The sequence below is a fragment of the Colwellia sp. M166 genome (assembly GCF_024585285.1).
Classification (GTDB): Bacteria; Pseudomonadota; Gammaproteobacteria; order Enterobacterales; family Alteromonadaceae; genus Cognaticolwellia.
Genome location: NZ_CP040755.1, coordinates 1,370,879 through 1,389,382 on the forward strand (window position 1 = coordinate 1,370,879; position 18,504 = coordinate 1,389,382).

17 protein-coding genes are annotated in these 18,504 nt (G+C 39.3%); 3 read left to right on the forward strand and 14 right to left on the reverse strand.

Annotation, left to right across the window (positions count from 1 at the left end; all coding sequences use genetic code 11):
- The 3 genes from FGD67_RS06155 to fabB all read right to left on the reverse strand — a co-directional run bounded on the left by FGD67_RS06155 (position 1) and on the right by fabB (position 3,204).
- Positions 1-1,128: a 4-phosphoerythronate dehydrogenase gene (locus FGD67_RS06155; RefSeq protein WP_257174168.1), complete on the reverse strand. Its 1,128-nt coding sequence runs from the start codon at positions 1,126-1,128 to the stop codon at positions 1-3.
- A 34-nt stretch (positions 1,129-1,162) separates the two neighbouring features.
- Positions 1,163-1,513 carry a 5-carboxymethyl-2-hydroxymuconate Delta-isomerase gene (locus tag FGD67_RS06160; protein WP_257174169.1) on the reverse strand — a complete coding sequence of 117 codons (351 nt, stop codon included), beginning with the start codon at positions 1,511-1,513 and terminating at the stop codon, positions 1,163-1,165.
- A gap of 476 nt (positions 1,514-1,989) precedes the next feature.
- Positions 1,990-3,204, reverse strand: coding sequence for a beta-ketoacyl-ACP synthase I (gene fabB, locus FGD67_RS06165; RefSeq protein WP_257174170.1), 1,215 nt, complete (start codon positions 3,202-3,204; stop codon positions 1,990-1,992).
- A gap of 179 nt (positions 3,205-3,383) precedes the next feature.
- Between fabB and mnmC the strand changes: the two genes are divergently transcribed.
- Positions 3,384-5,399, forward strand: coding sequence for a bifunctional tRNA (5-methylaminomethyl-2-thiouridine)(34)-methyltransferase MnmD/FAD-dependent 5-carboxymethylaminomethyl-2-thiouridine(34) oxidoreductase MnmC (mnmC, locus tag FGD67_RS06170; protein ID WP_257174171.1), 2,016 nt, complete (start codon positions 3,384-3,386; stop codon positions 5,397-5,399).
- Positions 5,400-5,466: 67 nt separating this feature from the next.
- On the opposite strand, the gene FGD67_RS06175 is transcribed toward mnmC, so the two are convergent.
- The 6 genes from FGD67_RS06175 to nhaA form a co-directional block, all read right to left on the reverse strand.
- Entirely contained in the window at positions 5,467-5,739 is a 273-nt protein-coding gene (locus FGD67_RS06175) for a YfcL family protein (RefSeq protein WP_257174172.1), read from the reverse strand.
- A gap of 88 nt (positions 5,740-5,827) precedes the next feature.
- Entirely contained in the window at positions 5,828-6,961 is a 1,134-nt protein-coding gene (locus FGD67_RS06180) for an ATP-NAD kinase family protein (protein WP_257174173.1), read from the reverse strand.
- A gap of 32 nt (positions 6,962-6,993) precedes the next feature.
- Entirely contained in the window at positions 6,994-7,524 is a 531-nt protein-coding gene (locus tag FGD67_RS06185; protein WP_257174174.1) for an elongation factor P hydroxylase, read from the reverse strand.
- Positions 7,525-7,724: 200 nt separating this feature from the next.
- On the reverse strand, positions 7,725-8,120 hold the full coding sequence (locus FGD67_RS06190) for an ACT domain-containing protein (RefSeq protein ID WP_257174175.1): 396 nt from the start codon (positions 8,118-8,120) through the stop codon (positions 7,725-7,727).
- Between the two features lie 409 nt (positions 8,121-8,529).
- Positions 8,530-9,399 (reverse strand): prohibitin family protein, encoded by an 870-nt coding sequence (locus FGD67_RS06195; RefSeq protein ID WP_257174176.1) that lies wholly within the window; start codon positions 9,397-9,399, stop codon positions 8,530-8,532.
- 49 nt (positions 9,400-9,448) lie between these two features.
- Positions 9,449-10,645: a Na+/H+ antiporter NhaA gene (nhaA, locus tag FGD67_RS06200; protein WP_257174177.1), complete on the reverse strand. Its 1,197-nt coding sequence runs from the start codon at positions 10,643-10,645 to the stop codon at positions 9,449-9,451.
- Positions 10,646-10,877: 232 nt separating this feature from the next.
- On the opposite strand from nhaA, the gene FGD67_RS06205 reads away from it, so the two are divergent.
- Entirely contained in the window at positions 10,878-11,348 is a 471-nt protein-coding gene (locus FGD67_RS06205) for an Lrp/AsnC family transcriptional regulator (protein WP_257174178.1), read from the forward strand.
- Positions 11,349-11,397: 49 nt separating this feature from the next.
- Here FGD67_RS06205 and FGD67_RS06210 read toward each other — a convergent pair whose 3' ends face one another.
- The 4 genes from FGD67_RS06210 to grpE all read right to left on the reverse strand — a co-directional run bounded on the left by FGD67_RS06210 (position 11,398) and on the right by grpE (position 16,484).
- Entirely contained in the window at positions 11,398-12,066 is a 669-nt protein-coding gene (locus FGD67_RS06210) for a hypothetical protein (RefSeq protein WP_257174179.1), read from the reverse strand.
- 159 nt (positions 12,067-12,225) lie between these two features.
- Positions 12,226-13,368: a molecular chaperone DnaJ gene (dnaJ, locus tag FGD67_RS06215; protein ID WP_257174180.1), complete on the reverse strand. Its 1,143-nt coding sequence runs from the start codon at positions 13,366-13,368 to the stop codon at positions 12,226-12,228.
- Between the two features lie 314 nt (positions 13,369-13,682).
- Positions 13,683-15,605, reverse strand: coding sequence for a molecular chaperone DnaK (dnaK, locus tag FGD67_RS06220; RefSeq protein ID WP_257174181.1), 1,923 nt, complete (start codon positions 15,603-15,605; stop codon positions 13,683-13,685).
- 243 nt (positions 15,606-15,848) lie between these two features.
- Entirely contained in the window at positions 15,849-16,484 is a 636-nt protein-coding gene (grpE, locus tag FGD67_RS06225) for a nucleotide exchange factor GrpE (RefSeq protein ID WP_257174182.1), read from the reverse strand.
- A 187-nt stretch (positions 16,485-16,671) separates the two neighbouring features.
- Between grpE and nadK the strand changes: the two genes are divergently transcribed.
- A complete protein-coding gene (nadK, locus tag FGD67_RS06230; RefSeq protein ID WP_257174183.1) occupies positions 16,672-17,553 on the forward strand; it encodes an NAD(+) kinase in 882 nt (293 codons plus the stop codon).
- Here nadK and FGD67_RS06235 read toward each other — a convergent pair.
- Entirely contained in the window at positions 17,515-17,781 is a 267-nt protein-coding gene (locus tag FGD67_RS06235) for a hypothetical protein (RefSeq protein WP_257174184.1), read from the reverse strand. The genes nadK and FGD67_RS06235 overlap by 39 nt on opposite strands.
- Positions 17,782-18,504 lie beyond the last annotated feature (723 nt).

An 18,504-nucleotide genomic window follows, 5' to 3' on the forward strand; every position in this document is an offset into this window, starting at 1 on the left:
TTATCCAGTTTTTTTATTGAAGCCAAGCTGATGTGGCACATCTGAGCTCAACGCGTGATCCAAGTCGACGGTTATCGCAGAAAACTCCCGGCGAGTCGGGTAAGTTTTACGAATATGGTCAAATCCTTGAATACTAATTTGTTGACGAAAAATTGCATCGTCTCGTCTGACATCGTATACCATTTTTACCAACTGGTTTAGCAGTATTTCATCAAATTTATGTTTAATTTCAACCTTGCTAATAGCTGGTACCGGTAAAAAGTCAGTAAGCTGTTTATTTGGCATAATATCGAGCTGTTGACATAATGCCCGATAGAGTATTTCAGTGCCACGAGCTTTTCCTTCTAAGCTATAACCAGCAATATGTGCCGTGCTGATTTCACAATAAGCTATCAAGTCAGTCAGAATATTAGGTTCATTCTCCCAAACATCAAGCACAAGCTTTAAAGCATGGCCCTTTTGTTTCAAGGCCAATAAAGCCGAATTGTCGATAACCTCACCACGGCAAGCATTAATCAATATTTGTTTGTCGCGCAATAGCTTTAAACGTGCAGCATCTAACAAATGGTAGGTCGCATGTTTACCTTCACGTGTTAACGGCACATGTAACGACACCACATCGCAGTTTAAAGCCTGTTCAAGTGCAACAAAATCTCGCTTATCTGTTGATTTTTCTGCTAACAAAGGATCACACAAGACATGTTTAATATTTAAAGCACTTAATTTTTCGCTTAATCGAGAGCCGGTATTACCCGCACCAACGATACCTACCGTTAATTCAGATAGTGTTAGTAGGTATCGTTCGGCTAACACCACCATGGCACTGAGTACGTACTCGGCAACAGAAACAGCATTACAACCCGGAGCAGCATGAAAATTAATCGCTCGGGAAGTTAAGTAATCTTGATCTATATGATCAACACCTATGGTAGCGGTGCCAACAAAGTTTAAGCTTTTATTTTTCTGTAACAATATTTCATTTACTTGGGTAATTGAACGCACCAGCAACACATCGGCAGCACTTACATCTACTGCTGATAAGTTACGGCCAGAAAATGCCGTCAATACGCCTAAATCAGCAAAGAACTCTGCCGCAAACGGCATATTTTCGTCATAAAAAATATTCATTTGAAGTTTCCCGAATTAGCTCTAAGAAAATCTATTACGCACTCAAGGTGATTTTCTTAACATAACTTTCTTTTTCAATAGTCGTCACTTCAACCGTAATAACTGCGTTCTCAATGCCTAAACGCTCAAGTTGATTGCTAACACTTGTAGTCAAACTTTTTCGTTGCGACAAATCACGTCCTGATAATATTTTTAAATTTACATGAACGAACACTTGTTCTGCTCCGGGTAAATAAAAGTCATCATAAGCGCATGCACGCACTTTAATATCGCTAGCGCTAAATAGTTCGCTTTGATTGGCACCTTTATAAACAGCGTGTGTTAATTGTTCAACCGGCAAGGTTTCGGTAATTTTTGCAGAATATTCAATAATACAATGAGGCATGATGAGCATACATAATCAATAACAGACAAGATGGGCATTGTAACTAAGTTCAGCGATAAAAAGAATATCGCTTACTGGGTTATTTAGCTCGTTTATCTAATACTTTAGCCATAGATGCCTATGAGTTTAAATAATGGCATATTTTCATCCACCATCTATGGATACATTAATGTCGTCATACTGTTTTTTCGAAATGAACAGCATTAAAGTAATATCAGCGACATTTGCCGAGAGCGCTAAAAAAGGCGACAGGCACGGATGCCTTGAAGCCATGAATGGCTAGGAAAGGCCTGAATATCGACGCTTTCTCACATCAACATACACGGAAGTATTAATGCCGTGAAGCTAAGGATGGCCATGTGAACACGTCATACTATTCGTCCTGAATATAAAAAGCCGCTAGTTAGCGGCTTTTGAGTAGAACAAATTTAATCACTTAGTGACTTATTCATAGCAAAAATTAATCATGCAATGCATTAAGCTTTATATTTTTGCATCACCAAAGTAGCATTCGTACCGCCAAAACCAAAGCTGTTTGACATTACTAAGTTAAGCTCCATATCACGCTTTTCAGTGACAATATCTAAACCTTCAGCTTTTTCATCTAAGGTATTGATATTAATCGAAGGCGCAACAAAGTTATTTTCCATCATCAATAATGAGAAAATAGCTTCATGCACACCAGCCGCGCCTAAAGCATGGCCTGTCATCGCTTTTGTGGCACTGATAGCAGGTGAGCTATCACCAAATACCGCTTGAATAGCTCCCAATTCTTTAACATCGCCAACTGGCGTTGAAGTACCATGGGTATTTAAGTAATCTACTTTCGCGTCAACACCTTGCATAGCTTGTTGCATACAACGAATAGCGCCTTCACCACTTGGAGCCACCATATCGTAACCATCTGACGTTGCACCGTAACCAACAATTTCAGCATAAATATGTGCGCCACGTGCTAATGCGTGTTCAAGCTCTTCAACAACCACCATGCCGCCGCCACCAGAAATAACAAAACCATCTCGGTCTGCATCGTAAGTACGTGAGGCTTGCTCTGGTGTATCATTGTATTTAGACGACAACGCGCCCATGCCATCAAACATCATAGCAAGTGACCAATGAACTTCTTCACCACCGCCGGCAAATACCACGTCTTGTTTGCCTAACTGAATCAATTCAGCCGCATGACCAATACAATGGGCACTGGTCGCACAAGCAGAACTAATAGAATAGTTAACGCCTAAAATTTTAAATGGTGTTGCTAAACATGCCGAAATCGTGCTCGACATGGTTTTAGGTACCGCATAGGGACCGACACGTTTAACGCCTTTCTCACGCAGGGTATCTGCTGAATTAACTACGTTTTCTGAAGAAGCACCGCCAGAGCCAGCAACAATACCGGTACGGAAGTTCGACACTTGTTCAGGGGCAAGTTTTGAATCTTTAATTGCTTGATCCATGGCGATATAAGCATAAGCTGAGGCTTCACCCATAAAACGTAGGGCTTTACGGTCAATGTGGTCTTTGACTTCAATTTCAGGCTTACCCCAAACTTGACTACGTAAACCTTTCTCTGCAAAGCTCTCAGAGCGAGTGATACCTGAACGTCCTGTTTGTAATGACGCTAATACTTCTTCTGCATCATTACCAATACTTGATACAATGCCTAATCCGGTGATAACTACACGTTTCATTTAAATAACCATATTCAATTAAAAAATCTGGGCGTATCATACATAATTTTGCCCCCTATACTGGTCTGTCCAGCGTACACTTGTACACTGAATATTTTCATTTTTATGACAGAGCTCTGTAATATGCGGTAAAATAACCTTTTTTTGGCCTTAACAACAACTAAAAGACATTAAAGATTGTGACTAATCAAACAAATATTAGCTTTCAAAATGACGGTTCGCCTTATTCTCATCAATTTAATGATATTTATTTTGATACTAATCAGGGCACCAGCCAAAGTGAGTGCGTATTTATTGATGGCAATAATATTAGCGCAAGATTAGCAAAACATCCTGAAGATTTTGTTATTGCAGAAACTGGTTTTGGTACCGGTTTAAACTTTCTCCTAACACTTGCAGTTTTTCATCGGCTAAAGCAGTGCCAAAACCAGCACGATACAGGTAATTCGACAACCAGCAAATTACACTTTATTAGTGTCGAAAAGTATCCACTATCAAAAGTACAGCTAACACAGTCTTTAAAGGCTTTGCCACAGCTAACATTTTTTAGCCAACAACTGATCGAACAATACCCTGAAACGCCAGCTAATAATATTACCCTAAGCTTTCTTGATGGTTCAGTAACCTTACAGTTGATATTTGACGACGCTACGCAGGGCTTGGCATCACTGAACTCAAAAGAAAAACCGCATAACCAAGCACTGGTAGACGCTTGGTTTCTCGATGGCTTTTCACCGGAAAAAAACCCTGAAATGTGGCATGCCGGACTTTTTCAACAAGTCGCTCGCTTATCAAAAGAGCAAGCAACTTTAACCACGTTCACCGTTGCGGGTAAAGTAAGACGCCAGTTAATCGCGGTTGGATTTCGGGTCGAGAAACGCCAAGCCGTAGGCAAAAAAAATGAACTACTGAGCGCAGTATTTCAGCAAAACCCCAACTCGGGGAAAGGCTATCAACAACGAGCAATTATTGCTAAGCCTCAACATGTCAGTATTATTGGCGGTGGTATAGCATCAGCATGTGCCGCTTATGCGTTAACAAAAAGCGGCGTCAAAGTAACGGTATATTGCCAGGACTTCAGCGTCGCTCAAGGTGCATCCAGTAATAATATTGGCGCAATTTACCCTTTGATCCATCAACAGGCTGACGATATAAGTCTATTTTATCAACGCGCTTTCGAGCAAGCGGTAGACTATTATAAAGCTATTCAAGAGCAAGGTTTTAACTTTGACCACGATTGGTGCGGGCTATTAGAAATATCATATAAACCGGCCTTAGAGCTGCGTCAACAACACATAGCAAACTCAGCTGTGTGGCCAAAAAGCTTAGTTAAGAGTATTGATAAAGTTCAGGCCAGTCATCACGCAAGTATAAGGTTAAATAATGGTGGTTTATTTTTCCCTCAAGCCGGTTGGGTAGCGCCAGCGCAATTAGTGAAACAAATATTTAAGGCGGCAGAATCAAGTAATCGCTTGCGCATAGAAACTGGCTGTAAAGTCGATAAAATCAGTCAGCAATCTGACGGTAAGTGGCTACTGCATAGTTCGAAAAAAGACTACCTCACCGATGTACTTATCTATTGTGGTGGCGCTCAAGGTATTCCGCTGAATATGATCAAGCAATTACCACTAACATCAGTGCGCGGTCAGGTCAGTAGTATGGCTAGTAACGAAAAAATTGCCAAGCTATCAACCGTTATTTGTCATAAAGGCTATTTAACACCAGCCAATAATAACCTTCATTGTATTGGGGCGACATTCAAGAAAAATAGCTTTGATAGCGACAGCAAACCAGAAGAAGACCAGTTCAATCTTGATATGATCGAAAAGTGCTTACCCGGCTTAACACAATGGCAAAACAGTGATGTTATTAGCAGTAAAGCACGTTTACGCTGCATGACACCCGATCACATGCCAATGGTTGGTGCTATGCCAGATATTGAAGCTCACAAAGCGCAATATCAACACCTGAGTAAAGACAAACGCTGGCGTTATAATCAGCAAGCCCCGATGATTAAAAACCTTTATATGATGACAGGTTTAGGTGCACGAGGGCTTTGCACTGCACCATTATTGGCTGATGTTTTAACGGCTGATATTTGTGGTACACCTTATCCACTCGATAATGAGCAGTTATTTAATCTTGCACCTAATCGCTTTGTTATCCGCGATATCATTCGTCGTAAATTTGCTTGAGCTTAAGACAAAACAGCAGGCACTTAAAAATCGGCGGCTGCTGTCAGTAAAGTCAATTAAAAGGCTGTTAAGCCGAAAAAGCTTGTTGTAAATGCTGCCAATAATCTTGTACTATTTGGCGGTCATGCGGATTAAGCTCAGTGCGTGCTGCTTGTAGTTTTTCACTAATATTATCGGCTAATTGCTGACTTGGCGGTTGTGACTCGTCGCCATACTCACTACTGGCTAAACTAATAAAGCCTCTTAAATAGCTACCGGCAAAAAGTTCATCGGCACTAACATCTTGTACCACTTGCTCATCTAAATAGTGATATAGCGCGGTAAGGTTTTCAAATTGCATATTCAATTCCAAATTAATTTAGTCAAGTTTATCAACTCAACCTGATATAAATATTTGTAGTTTACTTCTTTATTATTGCGGTCTGACATTATTGCGGACTGACAACCGGATATAATACTTGATCATTATAACCGGTAATAACCGGCAGATAACCTGATAATTCAATATCAAGAGCGCTGTCACCGGTATCAACAATTAAAGGTCGTGCTTGCAAAGCATTCAGTTTTGCTTTCGTGGCAATGATCATAATATTGTCTTTACCTATCGCACGAATAACCCGTGAGCTTAACTGTTGATTACCACGACCAAAGATGTGGCCTTGCCCGCCTATGAGTGTAATAACTAACTTAACTTGCTCTGTAGAGTAATCTGCAATTAATTGCCATAATTGTGATTCAGTTAAGTCATTAGCAAGCAATGTCTGATGACAAACAGCATCAACGCCAAGCAACGTGTTTTCAAGTGCTAGCTCTTCCATCAGAAAAGCCGTGGTAGAGCCTGAACCAATAATAAAGAGTTCATCATCCATTTTAGCAATAACATCAGCAGCAATATCTTGTAAAACTAGCTCATCAGATTCTTTACCACCTGACTTTACCGCTTGAATATAACGTAACTCTGATGGTACTCGCATTTCACCAAAGCGCTTTGCTTTTACAATACCTTTGCGAAATAAATTTTCGTCAATATCCATAACATCAGCATCGGTTAAGCTGACTAATTGATGAGTTATCATCAACTCAACCACTCGACCAGCCGCTTTAGGGGTAATAGCGTAAACACCCGAATGTATTTTACAGCCGGCGGGAATACCTAACACTGGGAACTTATCAGCAACAATATGGCAAACATTCCGCGCGGTGCCATCACCACCGGCAAAAAGCAATAAATCAACACTTTCATCGATAAGTACCTTCACAGCCTGCTCAGTATCATTCTCAGTGGTAACTTTGTGCTGAGGTTGATATATCACTTTCGTATTAAAACCTAATGTTCTTGCTGCGCATTCTCCCATATCATCAGCAGCGGTATAAATAACGAGGTTATCTTGATAAGGTAAAAGTATTTCTAGCGCTAATGACGCTCTGGCATTAGCTTTCGCAGTAGCCCCAAGCGCGATAGCTTGTTCAGCAATACCCACACCATCACTACCCTTTAATGCCACACTACCACCAATTCCTGCGATAGGATTGATCACTAAACCTAATTTAAATTGTTTCATAAATTAATCTCGTTAATTGCACAGTAATTAGCTCACCGGTATTGAAAGTGTTCTGAGTTTAACGGCCATGGATTTTGGTAATATTTTGTTAAAGCTTTAATAAATATTTCAGCATCATTTGGAAAGCCAGACTCAAGATAGGCAAGCACCTGCTGAAAAACCTTCGCTTTAAAAGCAAAGCGATCAGTCTCGCCATCACCTAACAGATTATCTGAAGAAACATCGAAGCGCTTTCCTGCAGCAACACATAGCGCCCACTCTATTGCTTGTGGCTTAATTTCGACTTGTTCAAAGGCTTGTTGCTGACTTTGATCTCGGCCATCAGGTACATACCAATAACCAAAATCTTCTAATAATCGTCGGCTTGCACCAGCTAAGCACCAATGAGAAATCTCATGTAAGGCACTAGCATAATAACCATGGGCAAAAACTATTTGGTTAAATTCACATTGTTCATTACTCGGCAGATAAATGGGTTCATCATTCCCCTTAACCAACCGTATATTGTACTTGTCATAAAAAGTCGTATCAAATAGCTGAATTAAATCTGTACATTTGTGCATATTCCAACCAAAACCATAAGTATCCAAAGTTAATTTAGACACACATAAAATAAAAATAGCCGCTAGACAACAAAGGCAAGATTTTGACACACTAAGAAGCCAGACATCAACTGATTAGCATTGAATCCCAATAACTTTTTATATCAATAACGCCCTACACAGTCATTTATTAGTGCTCATTTGTCTGCAAAGTAACAACGTTAAGCACTAAACTCCTGTAACGCAGATAATGCCTCACCCGCTTTACTGGTTTGTACGAATACATGATCATGATAATAAGCCGCGATGACATTAGCGCTTATTCCCTTAGAAGCAAGTTTTGTTGCAACGGCTGCCGTTAAACCAACAGCTTCTAAACTTGAATGTACTGTTAATGTTATTTGGCTAAATGAACCGTCAAACGCTAAACCTGCTTTTTCTGCTACTGACTTTTCAAGTACTAAAGTCAAACCTTCTGACTCAATAAATGTCGCAACAGGGTCAAGCTCAACATAGTCATTTAACTTACCTTTTACAGTACAAAATACAAACTCAGAATCCAATAACTTAGGACTCATAGCACGCAATAATTCATCTAATTCAGTTATTCCTGACATGTTTTAAATTTCCTCATGTATAACGATTACCTCAGTAACAGGCAATCATCTTAGGTTTATATATGATGATACAAAAGGAAATAGGCAGTTTGAAGCGTTTTCAATGAGTGCTTAGATATCATTTAATTAATTCGTAATATGGTAACCAATACTCAACGAACATCCTTAAGATTTTAAGCATCACTTATTAATATCTGAAACAAAGTGGCAAGCATATCTTAATCATTAAAAATTAATGCCAAGACGAATGCCACCCGAATTCATTTAGCCGTATCTTTATTTCCAATTAAACCATCAAAAGCATTGAAAGGGTGTTACCGACAAACTTCGTATGAGTGATAAACAAAAAACGGCGATGACTACATCGCCGTTAAAAATACAATTAAAATTGATTATGTTCGAATCAACGTTATTTGGTAGGGGTTCGCATATCTAAAATTGGCATATTGCTACTACCAAGCACTGTCGCTGGTAATTTACCATCCCAGTTTTGCGCTTCAGTTAACTTAACAATAAGCGGATTATTACCTAAAGCTTTAGCTTTCGCCGTAATGGCTTCTGCTTCAGCTAAACCTTTGATACGGATAGACTCAGCTTCGGCGATAGCCACTAGTTTAATACCATCAGCCTTAGCTTTTGCGGTGTTAACATCACGTTGAGCTTCAAGATTTTGCCTTGCTAATTTATGTTTTTCTGCATCAGCTAGGTTTTTTTCTGTTTGCTTTGTTTCAATTGACGTTAAATACTTTGCCGGTAGATTAATATTTTCTATTTGAATATTATCAACGGTAACCGGAAAGCCTTTCATTTCTTCAATAAAATTAGCCTCAATCGCCTGAATGGCACTGGCTCTATCCTGAATCAACTTTTCTGCGTCGTACTGAGGGATAACGTCTTTAGTTGCCGATCTAAAACGCGGGTCTAATATTCTATTTTCAAACTGCGTTAAACCACCATACTGACGAAATAGCTCTAATGCCGCGGTTTTATCAACCGTCCAGTTTACCGAAACACTAATAGTTACTGGCATTTGCTCTTTCGTGCTAGAAGCCATTTTTTCTTCATTTTTACGCGTTCGTACTTCAATTTCTTCAACACTATCAATAAAAGGCACCTTAAAATGCAAACCTGGATTTACCTGCTCTTTTGCTTCACTAAAGCGTTTAACGATACCAATATGACCTTCATTAACCGTATAAACAGAATTAAAGCCTGCAATAATAGTTCCGGCGGCGATAATAATCGACTTTACTGGGATATTTAATTTTTCAACGTTCATGACTAATTTTTACCTTATGTAAGTTTTATTATTTTTATTTGTAAATTTTTTATTTTTCTATCGTGTCATGATCTTCAACACTGTCTAAACCACCTTTAATCACAAAGTAGCCCAAAATACCCGATATGATTGAACCGATAACAATACCTAATCTATCTTGATAAATAAGCGCTGCACCATTATCTTGTTCAAATGCTAGCGAACCGATAAATAAACTCATCGTAAAGCCAACGCCACATAATATCGCGACACCATAAAGCAGTCGCCAATTCACATTAGTCGGCAAGTTAGCCCAGCCTAATTTGATAGCGATAAAACAAAAACCGAACACCCCAAGTTGTTTACCAACCACTAAACCGACAATGATTCCTAGTGGCACAGGCGCCATAACTTGCTCAATGCCGATACCAGCAAAGCTTATCCCTGCATTGGCAAACGCAAATACCGGCAAAACGATAAAAGCAACTAATGAGTGTAAATTGTGCTCTAAAGATTTGAGTGGCGATGACTCGCCTTCTTTACCTTTAATCGGGATAAAAAATGCCAATACCACACCGGCTAATGTTGCGTGTACACCCGATTTTAATACCGCTATCCAAAGCACAATACCTAGGAAAATATAAGGCGCGGTATTCGTTACGCCACGTTTATTCATAATAAATAAAATGGTGATAACACTGCTCGCAAAAATTAAAGACAACATCGATAGTTGATCGGTGTAAAACAAAGCGATAACAATAATAGCGCCTAAATCATCAAATATAGCTAATGACGTTAAGAATACTTTCAGTTGTAACGGCACCTTGCTACCAATGATAGATAAAATACCTAAAGCAAAGGCAATATCAGTCGCAGTTGGGATTGCCCAACCATTAACGGCTTTAGGATCATTATAATTAAATGCCACATAACATAAGGCTGGTACTAACATACCACCAAAAGCACCTATAGCAGGCAGTGTTACTTGCCCTGGCTGTGATAGATCACCTTCGAGAAATTCTCGCTTTAGCTCTAAGCCCACAAGGAAAAAAAACAGTGCCATCAAACCATCGTTAATCCATAACAAAAGTGGTTTAGCTATTTCAAACGTTCCTACTGACACTTGCACGGGAATATTCAACAACATATCGTAATAAGTCATCAACGGTGAATTCGCAATAATCATCGCCGCTACTGCTGCAAACATCAGAATAATGCCACTTGCTGCTTCTAGTTTTAAGAAGTCATTAATACTTTTAATAATCATTTTTTCTCATTTTTATTTTACCCATTACGACATAATATGTCACATTGAGTTATTATACAATTCAATAGGACATAAATTTATAATTCTTCACTAAATGCTAATAATTCGGAAAGGTATATGAATATCGAAAAAAATTCATATTTATAACCTATATACTGGTAATATTGGATTTAATAAGTGTAATATCTAATGGATAAAAAACCAAGAGGGCTAACCTCAGGCTAAGGTATTAATGAAAAAACTTGATGATATAGATTTACGTATTCTCACCTTGCTCTATAAAGATGCGGATATCACGAATAAAGATCTTGCAGCGCAGATTGGCATAGCTCCTTCTACTTGTTTAGAGCGTGTAAAACGCATGAAGCATAACGGCGTTATAAACAATGCTTTTATTGATATTAACTTTAAAAGTATTGGTGGAAATATTGAAGCGATTGCGGCAATTAAGTTACAGCCTTATTCAGAATTAATTGTCAATAAACTCAGAGACGACCTACTCAAGCTACCTGAAATTATCAGTTTGTATCATATGGGTGGAAGCTACGACTACTTTATTCACATGTCGGTAAAAGACAGTGAGCACTTACGTCAATTCGTATTCAATGCGATTACTTCACGCGAAGAAGTCACCACAGTAGAAACTTCACTCATTTTTGAGCATAGTCGAAGTGGTGTACTGCCTAACTTTGATGATGAATAAAGTTGAAACCTAAAAAGATAATTTCAAGTGCCCTCAGTATCTCCAAAACTTAGGGCTTGGCAAAATCTTCAGTTTCAAAATGTAAAGGCTTCATCGTACCGCAGTACAAAAATTTATATTGCAGTTCACTACGTTTAGGTACCGCTGAGGAAGTATTAAAGTGCTCTAAACAACCCGCTTCTTGGTCAATACCTATAATGTGATCATAACTAGGAGCTTGTAATATTTTATGAATATACAGGTTATAGTTTTGTCTTAATGGTACAACTTCATACGCTTGCTTATTACTTGATGGCTTAATATCACCAAAAGTACGTACATAAAGTAGTTGCTCAAACGTCAGCGGAATATTTTCATAAACTAACATGCCATCACGCTCAAAATGTCCGGCATATAAATCAACATTAATCACCATTTTCTCTCCACGCATTAAACGCTGTAAGTTAAAAGGCTTGGGTTTAATCGTGATAAGATCGCCATCTCTAATGGTTTGCAATACTGCTAAATCATTATTATCTAATTTATATAACAATTGCACGTCATGTGGCTTATGATAAAGCGGCATGTGTGAGGCATAAACACTAGAACCTTGAGTAAATAGCACCATGCCATGTATACCCATATATGCTGGGTCTATCGGTGGTAATTCTTTAACTTCATCCTCAGCAAAACTTATTTGGCTCAATAAAACCAAAATACCAATAAACAATTTTTTCATAAAGACGTTCTCAATATATAAGCTGAGGGAAATTTTCAGCAAAGCATAAAAGCTATAGAGTTGAAGCAATTTTGTTAGCTCACCTCATTTTATAGCTTGTTCAAATATAAAAAATCCCGCCTAGTGCGGGATTTATTGTACTGTTACTGTCGAATTAGCTTAGCTTTTAAGATCATCGAAGAATTTTTTTACACCGTCAAAAAATCCGGTTTCTTTTGGACTATGCTTACTGGTGCTTTTACCCATTTTTTCTTCTAACTGACGCAATAAGTCTGCTTGATCGCCTGATAAACTTACCGGCGTTTCAATCACAACCTTACACATTAAATCACCGGTTGAATGGCTGCGTACTGATTTAACACCTTTGCCACGTAAACGGAACATTTTACCCGTTTGCGTTTCTTTTGGTATTTTCAGCTTAACCTTACCTTCAAGTGTCGGTACTTCAATTTCGCCGCCTAACGCAGCCGTTGTGAAGCTAATAGGCACTTCACAATATAAATGGTTTTCATCACGAACAAATATCTTATGTTCACGCACATTGGCTTGTACATATAGGTCACCCGCTGGTGCACCATGCTCGCCCGCTTCACCTTCACCTGATAAGCGGATTCTATCGCCGGTATCAACACCTGGTGGGATCTTAACCGATAAAGTTTTATTCTTCTCAACTCGACCTTTACCACGACATGAAGTACAAGGGTCTGAAATAACTTTACCTTGACCAGAGCATGTTGGACAAGTTTGTTGTACAGCAAACAGCCCTTGACGCATTTGCACTTGACCATGGCCATGACAAGTTGAACAGGTTTTTGCACTGGTGCCTTTTTTAGCGCCACTGCCATCACAAGGCTCACAGCTGACAAAGGTAGGCACTTTGATTTCTAAGGTTTTACCTTTAACCGCTTCTTCAAGACTAAGGTCAAGATTGTAGCGTAAATCGCTGCCACGACGTTGACGAGATTGACCGCCACGACCGCGACCACCGCCGCCAAAAATGTCACCAAAAATATCACCAAAGGCATCGCCAAAGTCCTGACCACCGCCAAAACCACCGCCGCCACCATGGCCACCTTGTTCAAACGCTGCATGACCGTATTGATCATACGCCGCGCGTTTTTGATCATCGTTTAATATTTCATAAGCTTCTTTAACTTCTTTAAACTGTTCTTCTTTTGATTTATCACCTTGTGTTCTATCTGGGTGATATTTCATTGCTAAACGTTTGTAAGCTTTTTTGATATCGCGCTCAGCTGCATCTTTTGACACACCTAGCACTTCATAATAATCGCGTTTTGACATAGGTTTATTTCTTTACTTCAAATTGGTGGATACTAATTTGTTTAACTTCTTACTTAGACGCTTCAAAAAACTGCTTTAAAACATTAAAAATCCAAGCAAATTACCATCGTGTATTAACTAACATTTCATTACTATTTGACATAATAAAGCGCCGATGGCTATCGACGCTTTAATTGTTTGAACTCAACAACAAAGTTTAACCTTTAAATTGTTACTGTATCGTTCTAGAGCAAGACAGACACGCGGAGCATACAAAGGTATGTCAGCATGTCCAACGCTGCTATTGAGCGATACAGAGACAATCAAACAATTAACTACTTGTCGTCTTTAACCTCTTCAAACTCAGCATCAACAACATCATCACCGCCTGCTGAATCAGCTTCAGGAGCTTCTCCTTCAGGTGCGCCATTTTGTGCTTGTGCTTTCGCTTGAGCAATTTCCATTAACTTAGCTGAAGCTTCTATAACGGCTTGAGATTTAGCATCAATTTCTTCTTTGCTATCACCTTTAAGGGCAACTTCAAGTTCAGATAATGCTGCTTCAATTTTCTCTTTGTCTTCGCTTGGTAAGTCGTCACCCGCTTCTTCAATTTGCTTACGTGTTGCGTGCACCATGCCATCAGCTTGGTTACGCGCTTGAACAAGCTCTTCAAATTTTGCATCTTCGTCAGCATTTGCTTCTGCGTCGCGTACCATTTGTTCAACTTCATCATCTGATAAACCAGAAGAAGCTTTAATGGTAATTTTTTGCTCTTTACCAGTGTTCTTATCTTTTGCCGTTACGTGCAAGATACCATCAGCATCTAAATCGAAAGTTACTTCAATTTGTGGTGTGCCACGTGGTGCTGGGTCAATACCTTCAAGGTTAAACTGACCTAAAGATTTGTTTGCTGAAGCTTGCTTACGCTCACCTTGCACAACATGTACAGTCACAGCAGCTTGGTTATCGTCAGCCGTTGAGAATGTTTGAGACTGCTTAGTTGGGATAGTGGTGTTTTTGTCGATAACTTTCGTCATCACGCCGCCCATAGTCTCAATACCTAATGATAATGGCGTAACATCTAAAAGAAGTACGTCAGTTACATCACCAGAAAGTACACCCGCTTGAATCGCAGCGCCGGCAGCTACAGCTTCATCAGGGTTAACATCTTTACGTGGCTCTTTACCGAAAAATTCAGTAACAACTTTTTGTACCATTGGCATACGTGTTTGACCACCAACCAAGATAACATCGTTTACATCACTGATTGAAAGGTCTGCATCTTTAAGCGCTTGTTTAAGCGGCTCTAGGGTTGCTTTAACCATGTCTTCAACTAAAGACTCTAACTTAGCACGTGTTACTTTGATGTTCATGTGCTTAGGGCCTGAACCGTCAGCAGTGATGTACGGTAAGTTAACGTCTGTTTGTTGTGCAGAAGAAAGTTCACATTTCGCTTTCTCAGCTGCTTCTTTCAAACGTTGCATTGCTAATGGATCTTGCGTTAAGTCCATGCCTTGATCTTTTTTGAATTCAGCGACTAGGTAATTGATTAAACGGTTATCAAAATCTTCACCACCTAAGTGAGTGTCGCCGTTTGTCGCAAGTACTTCGAATGTGTGCTCGCCTTCAACTTCATCAATTTCGATGATAGAGATATCAAATGTACCACCGCCTAAATCGTATACCGCAACAACTTTGTCGCCTTCTTGCTTGTCCATGCCGTAAGCAAGAGCAGCAGCCGTTGGCTCGTTGATAATGCGCTTAACATCAAGACCGGCAATACGACCTGCATCTTTAGTTGCTTGACGTTGTGAATCGTTAAAGTAAGCCGGAACAGTAATTACTGCTTCAGTTACTTTTTCGCCTAAATAATCTTCGGCTGTTTTTTTCATTTTTGCTAATACTTCAGCAGAAACTTGTGGAGGTGCGATATTTTTATCACGTGCCGTAACCCAAGCATCACCGTTGTCAGCTTTAACAATGCCAAATGGCATAATTTTAATATCGCGTTGAACTTCTTCATCTTCAAAGCGACGACCAATTAAGCGCTTAATAGCGAATAAGGTGTTTTTAGGGTTAGTCACAGACTGGCGCTTAGCTGGTTGACCAACTAATGTTTCGCCTTCTTCGGTGTAAGCAATGATTGATGGCGTTGTACGATCGCCTTCAGCATTTTCAATTACACGTGCTTTACCACCATCTAGTACAGCAACACAAGAGTTTGTTGTCCCTAGGTCAATACCAATAATTTTGCCCATCTTTAGGATCTCCGAATACTTATAATGTTAAAAATAAAGATTAAATCTTTCGATGAACAGTTAGTGGGGGCAGGAAAAAGTCTTTTCAACTATTTTTATCGAAAAAAACTAAAAAATGTTAAATTTTATTTCTGCCACTCTTTATTAAAACCAATTAAGCAGATTAATAATCTCGTTCTAGACAAAAAAAAGGCATAAAAAAACCAGACATTGGTCTGGTTTTTATTTTCTCTTCAACAAGTGTTAAGCCGTAGCATCGACACTTGGCTTAGCTTTTGACACCATCACCATTGCAGGGCGAATTAAGCGGCCGTTTAGCTCATAGCCTTTTTGCATTACCGCAATAACGGTATTAGCAGCAACACCTTCAACTTCTTGCATTGACATTGCTTGATGTAATTCAGGGTTGAATGGTTGATCTTGTGGATCAATCGCTTTAATCGCGAATTTTTCTAAAGACGCTAATAAACCTTGGTAAGTTAATTCAATACCTTCAATAATGCCGGTATTACGCTCATCATCACGGTCGATGCTTTGTAACGCACGCTCGAGATTATCAACGGTAGTTAACATTTCAGCAGCAAATTTCTCTAAAGCAAATTTACGTGCCTTTTCAACATCTTGCGCAGCACGACGACGAACATTATCAACTTCAGCTTTTGCACGGATCACTGAATCTTTTTGATCCGCTACCGTAGACTTAGCTGCAGCTAATGCTAACTCAAGCTCATTAATTTTTTCTTGTTCTTCACTCAAAACTTCGTGAGCATGCTCATGTTGCACTTCCACTTGTTCTTCAGCTTGCTCAATAATTTCAGCGGCTAATTTATCTGCTGCTATCTCTTCAGCACTTTTATTTTCTGTTGACTCGTTGGCCATGAAAAACTCCAAAATAGATCTTAAATTTCAAAATAGGAAAAACACAATACTGCTAATTATGGGGGTTTGTTTTTATGATTCAAGCACAAAAGTGAATCATTTGGGAAAAAGTCAACTTTACAAGCGAGTAAAATAGCGCGAAACTGCTGATAGTCCTCAATTACATTCCATATTATATAAGCACTGTATGAGTAATTTATACCAAACCATTGGCTTAATCGGAAAACCTAATCATGAAGGTGCCACCGCTACTATAGAAGCTTTACAACAGTATTTATCTGAACAAGGCTATCGAGTGTTAGTAGAAAACTCCGTTGCCCAATCGATTGATATTGACGGTATCACTACAGCATCGCTTACCAGAATTGGTGAACAAGCCGATCTTGCTATCGTTATTGGCGGCGATGGTTATATGCTTGGCGCTGCACGTGTTCTGTCTTGCTATAACGTCGGTGTTATCGGCGTAAACCGTGGCAACTTAGGCTTTCTTACGGATTTGTCACCTGATGACTTAATAACCCCACTAGAAGCTATTTTAAAAGGTAAGTCACGTGCGGAGCAACGCTTTATTATCGAAGCCGAAGTGTATCGTCATGGCAAACTTAAAAGCTCAAACAGTGCGGTAAACGAAGCGGTATTACATGCGGGTAAAGTCGCCAACATGATAGAGTTTGAAGTGTATATTGATGATTGCTTTATGTTCAGTCAACGCTCTGACGGTTTGATAGTTTCAACGCCTACCGGCTCAACCGCGTATTCAATGTCAGCCGGTGGTCCTATTTTAACACCAAATTTAAACGCGCTGTCATTAGTGCCAATGTTTCCTCATACCTTAACCAGTCGCCCTATTGTGGTTGACGGTAACAGCGAAATTAAATTAAAGCTGGCCAATGAAAACTATGAAAATTTACAAGTCAGCTGCGACGGCCATGTTATTTTAGCGGTAATGCCTGGTGATGAAGTTATCATTAAAAAAAGCGAGTTCACTTTACGCTTAATTCATCCTTTAGATCACGACTACTTTAATGTCTTACGAAATAAACTCGGTTGGGGTAACAAACTCTACTAATTTTCTGTAACGTGCCATAATCTGACGACGGTTATTCACGATTAATTGATCTATGGTATTTTCTTCTCCAACCTTTGTGCGATAAATACCGTCTTTCCAACGCTTCCAATCAGGAGTAAGTGTTTGTGCGCCTGTTAATACGACTTTCAGCCCTTCCTCTGCTTTATAGGTTACTGGATAAAGCTCAGTGCCACTATCAGCGGGTGTGAAAGTGATCGGTTCTTTCAAACGATACACGCCCGCTGAAATAATTACTTCGCAAGACTCGACACCAAGCTTACCTGACTGGCGCAGTAGATCACGCGCGGCTGTAATGCTGGCAACCGGATGCGCTTTAGTGCCCGCATTAGAGTCGACACCGTGCGGTTAGACATAAACGTCACGCGCCTGCAAAATCGGTGCTGCCAATAACATGGCTGTTGCAGCCATGAATAAGTATATATTGTGTTGGTTCATACTATTTTCATACCTATTAAGTTATACCAGTAGTACATCATTTCAATGTATTCAGGGGTTAAAAAGCGACTAACCTACGCATATAATTTGAATAAATTTGATGGATGAATTCCACCAACTGTGTCTATCAGATATATCAAGTAAATGGTAGTTGGGCATAAGTGCCATCATTGATATTGACTGCTATACCATTGACTCTCCATTCTAGGCATTGAACTTAAGCCATGCATAAATGTGCAATAAGAAAGAGCTCTAGGCTGATTCATAAGACGAGCAGTCGAGTTACCACCTCAAAGGTTATACTACATATAAATAAACAGAAGATATATATTGCTGAAATTAAATTAAACTGAGGATTTAAACAACAATATATATGTATAATTTTCCTATGCTTATTTTTACTTTTTCAAACTATAAGCCAAAATATATAAATTAAATTACAAACATAGCTTGAAAAAAAACCAGATACTGTATAAATTAACAGTATCTGGTTTT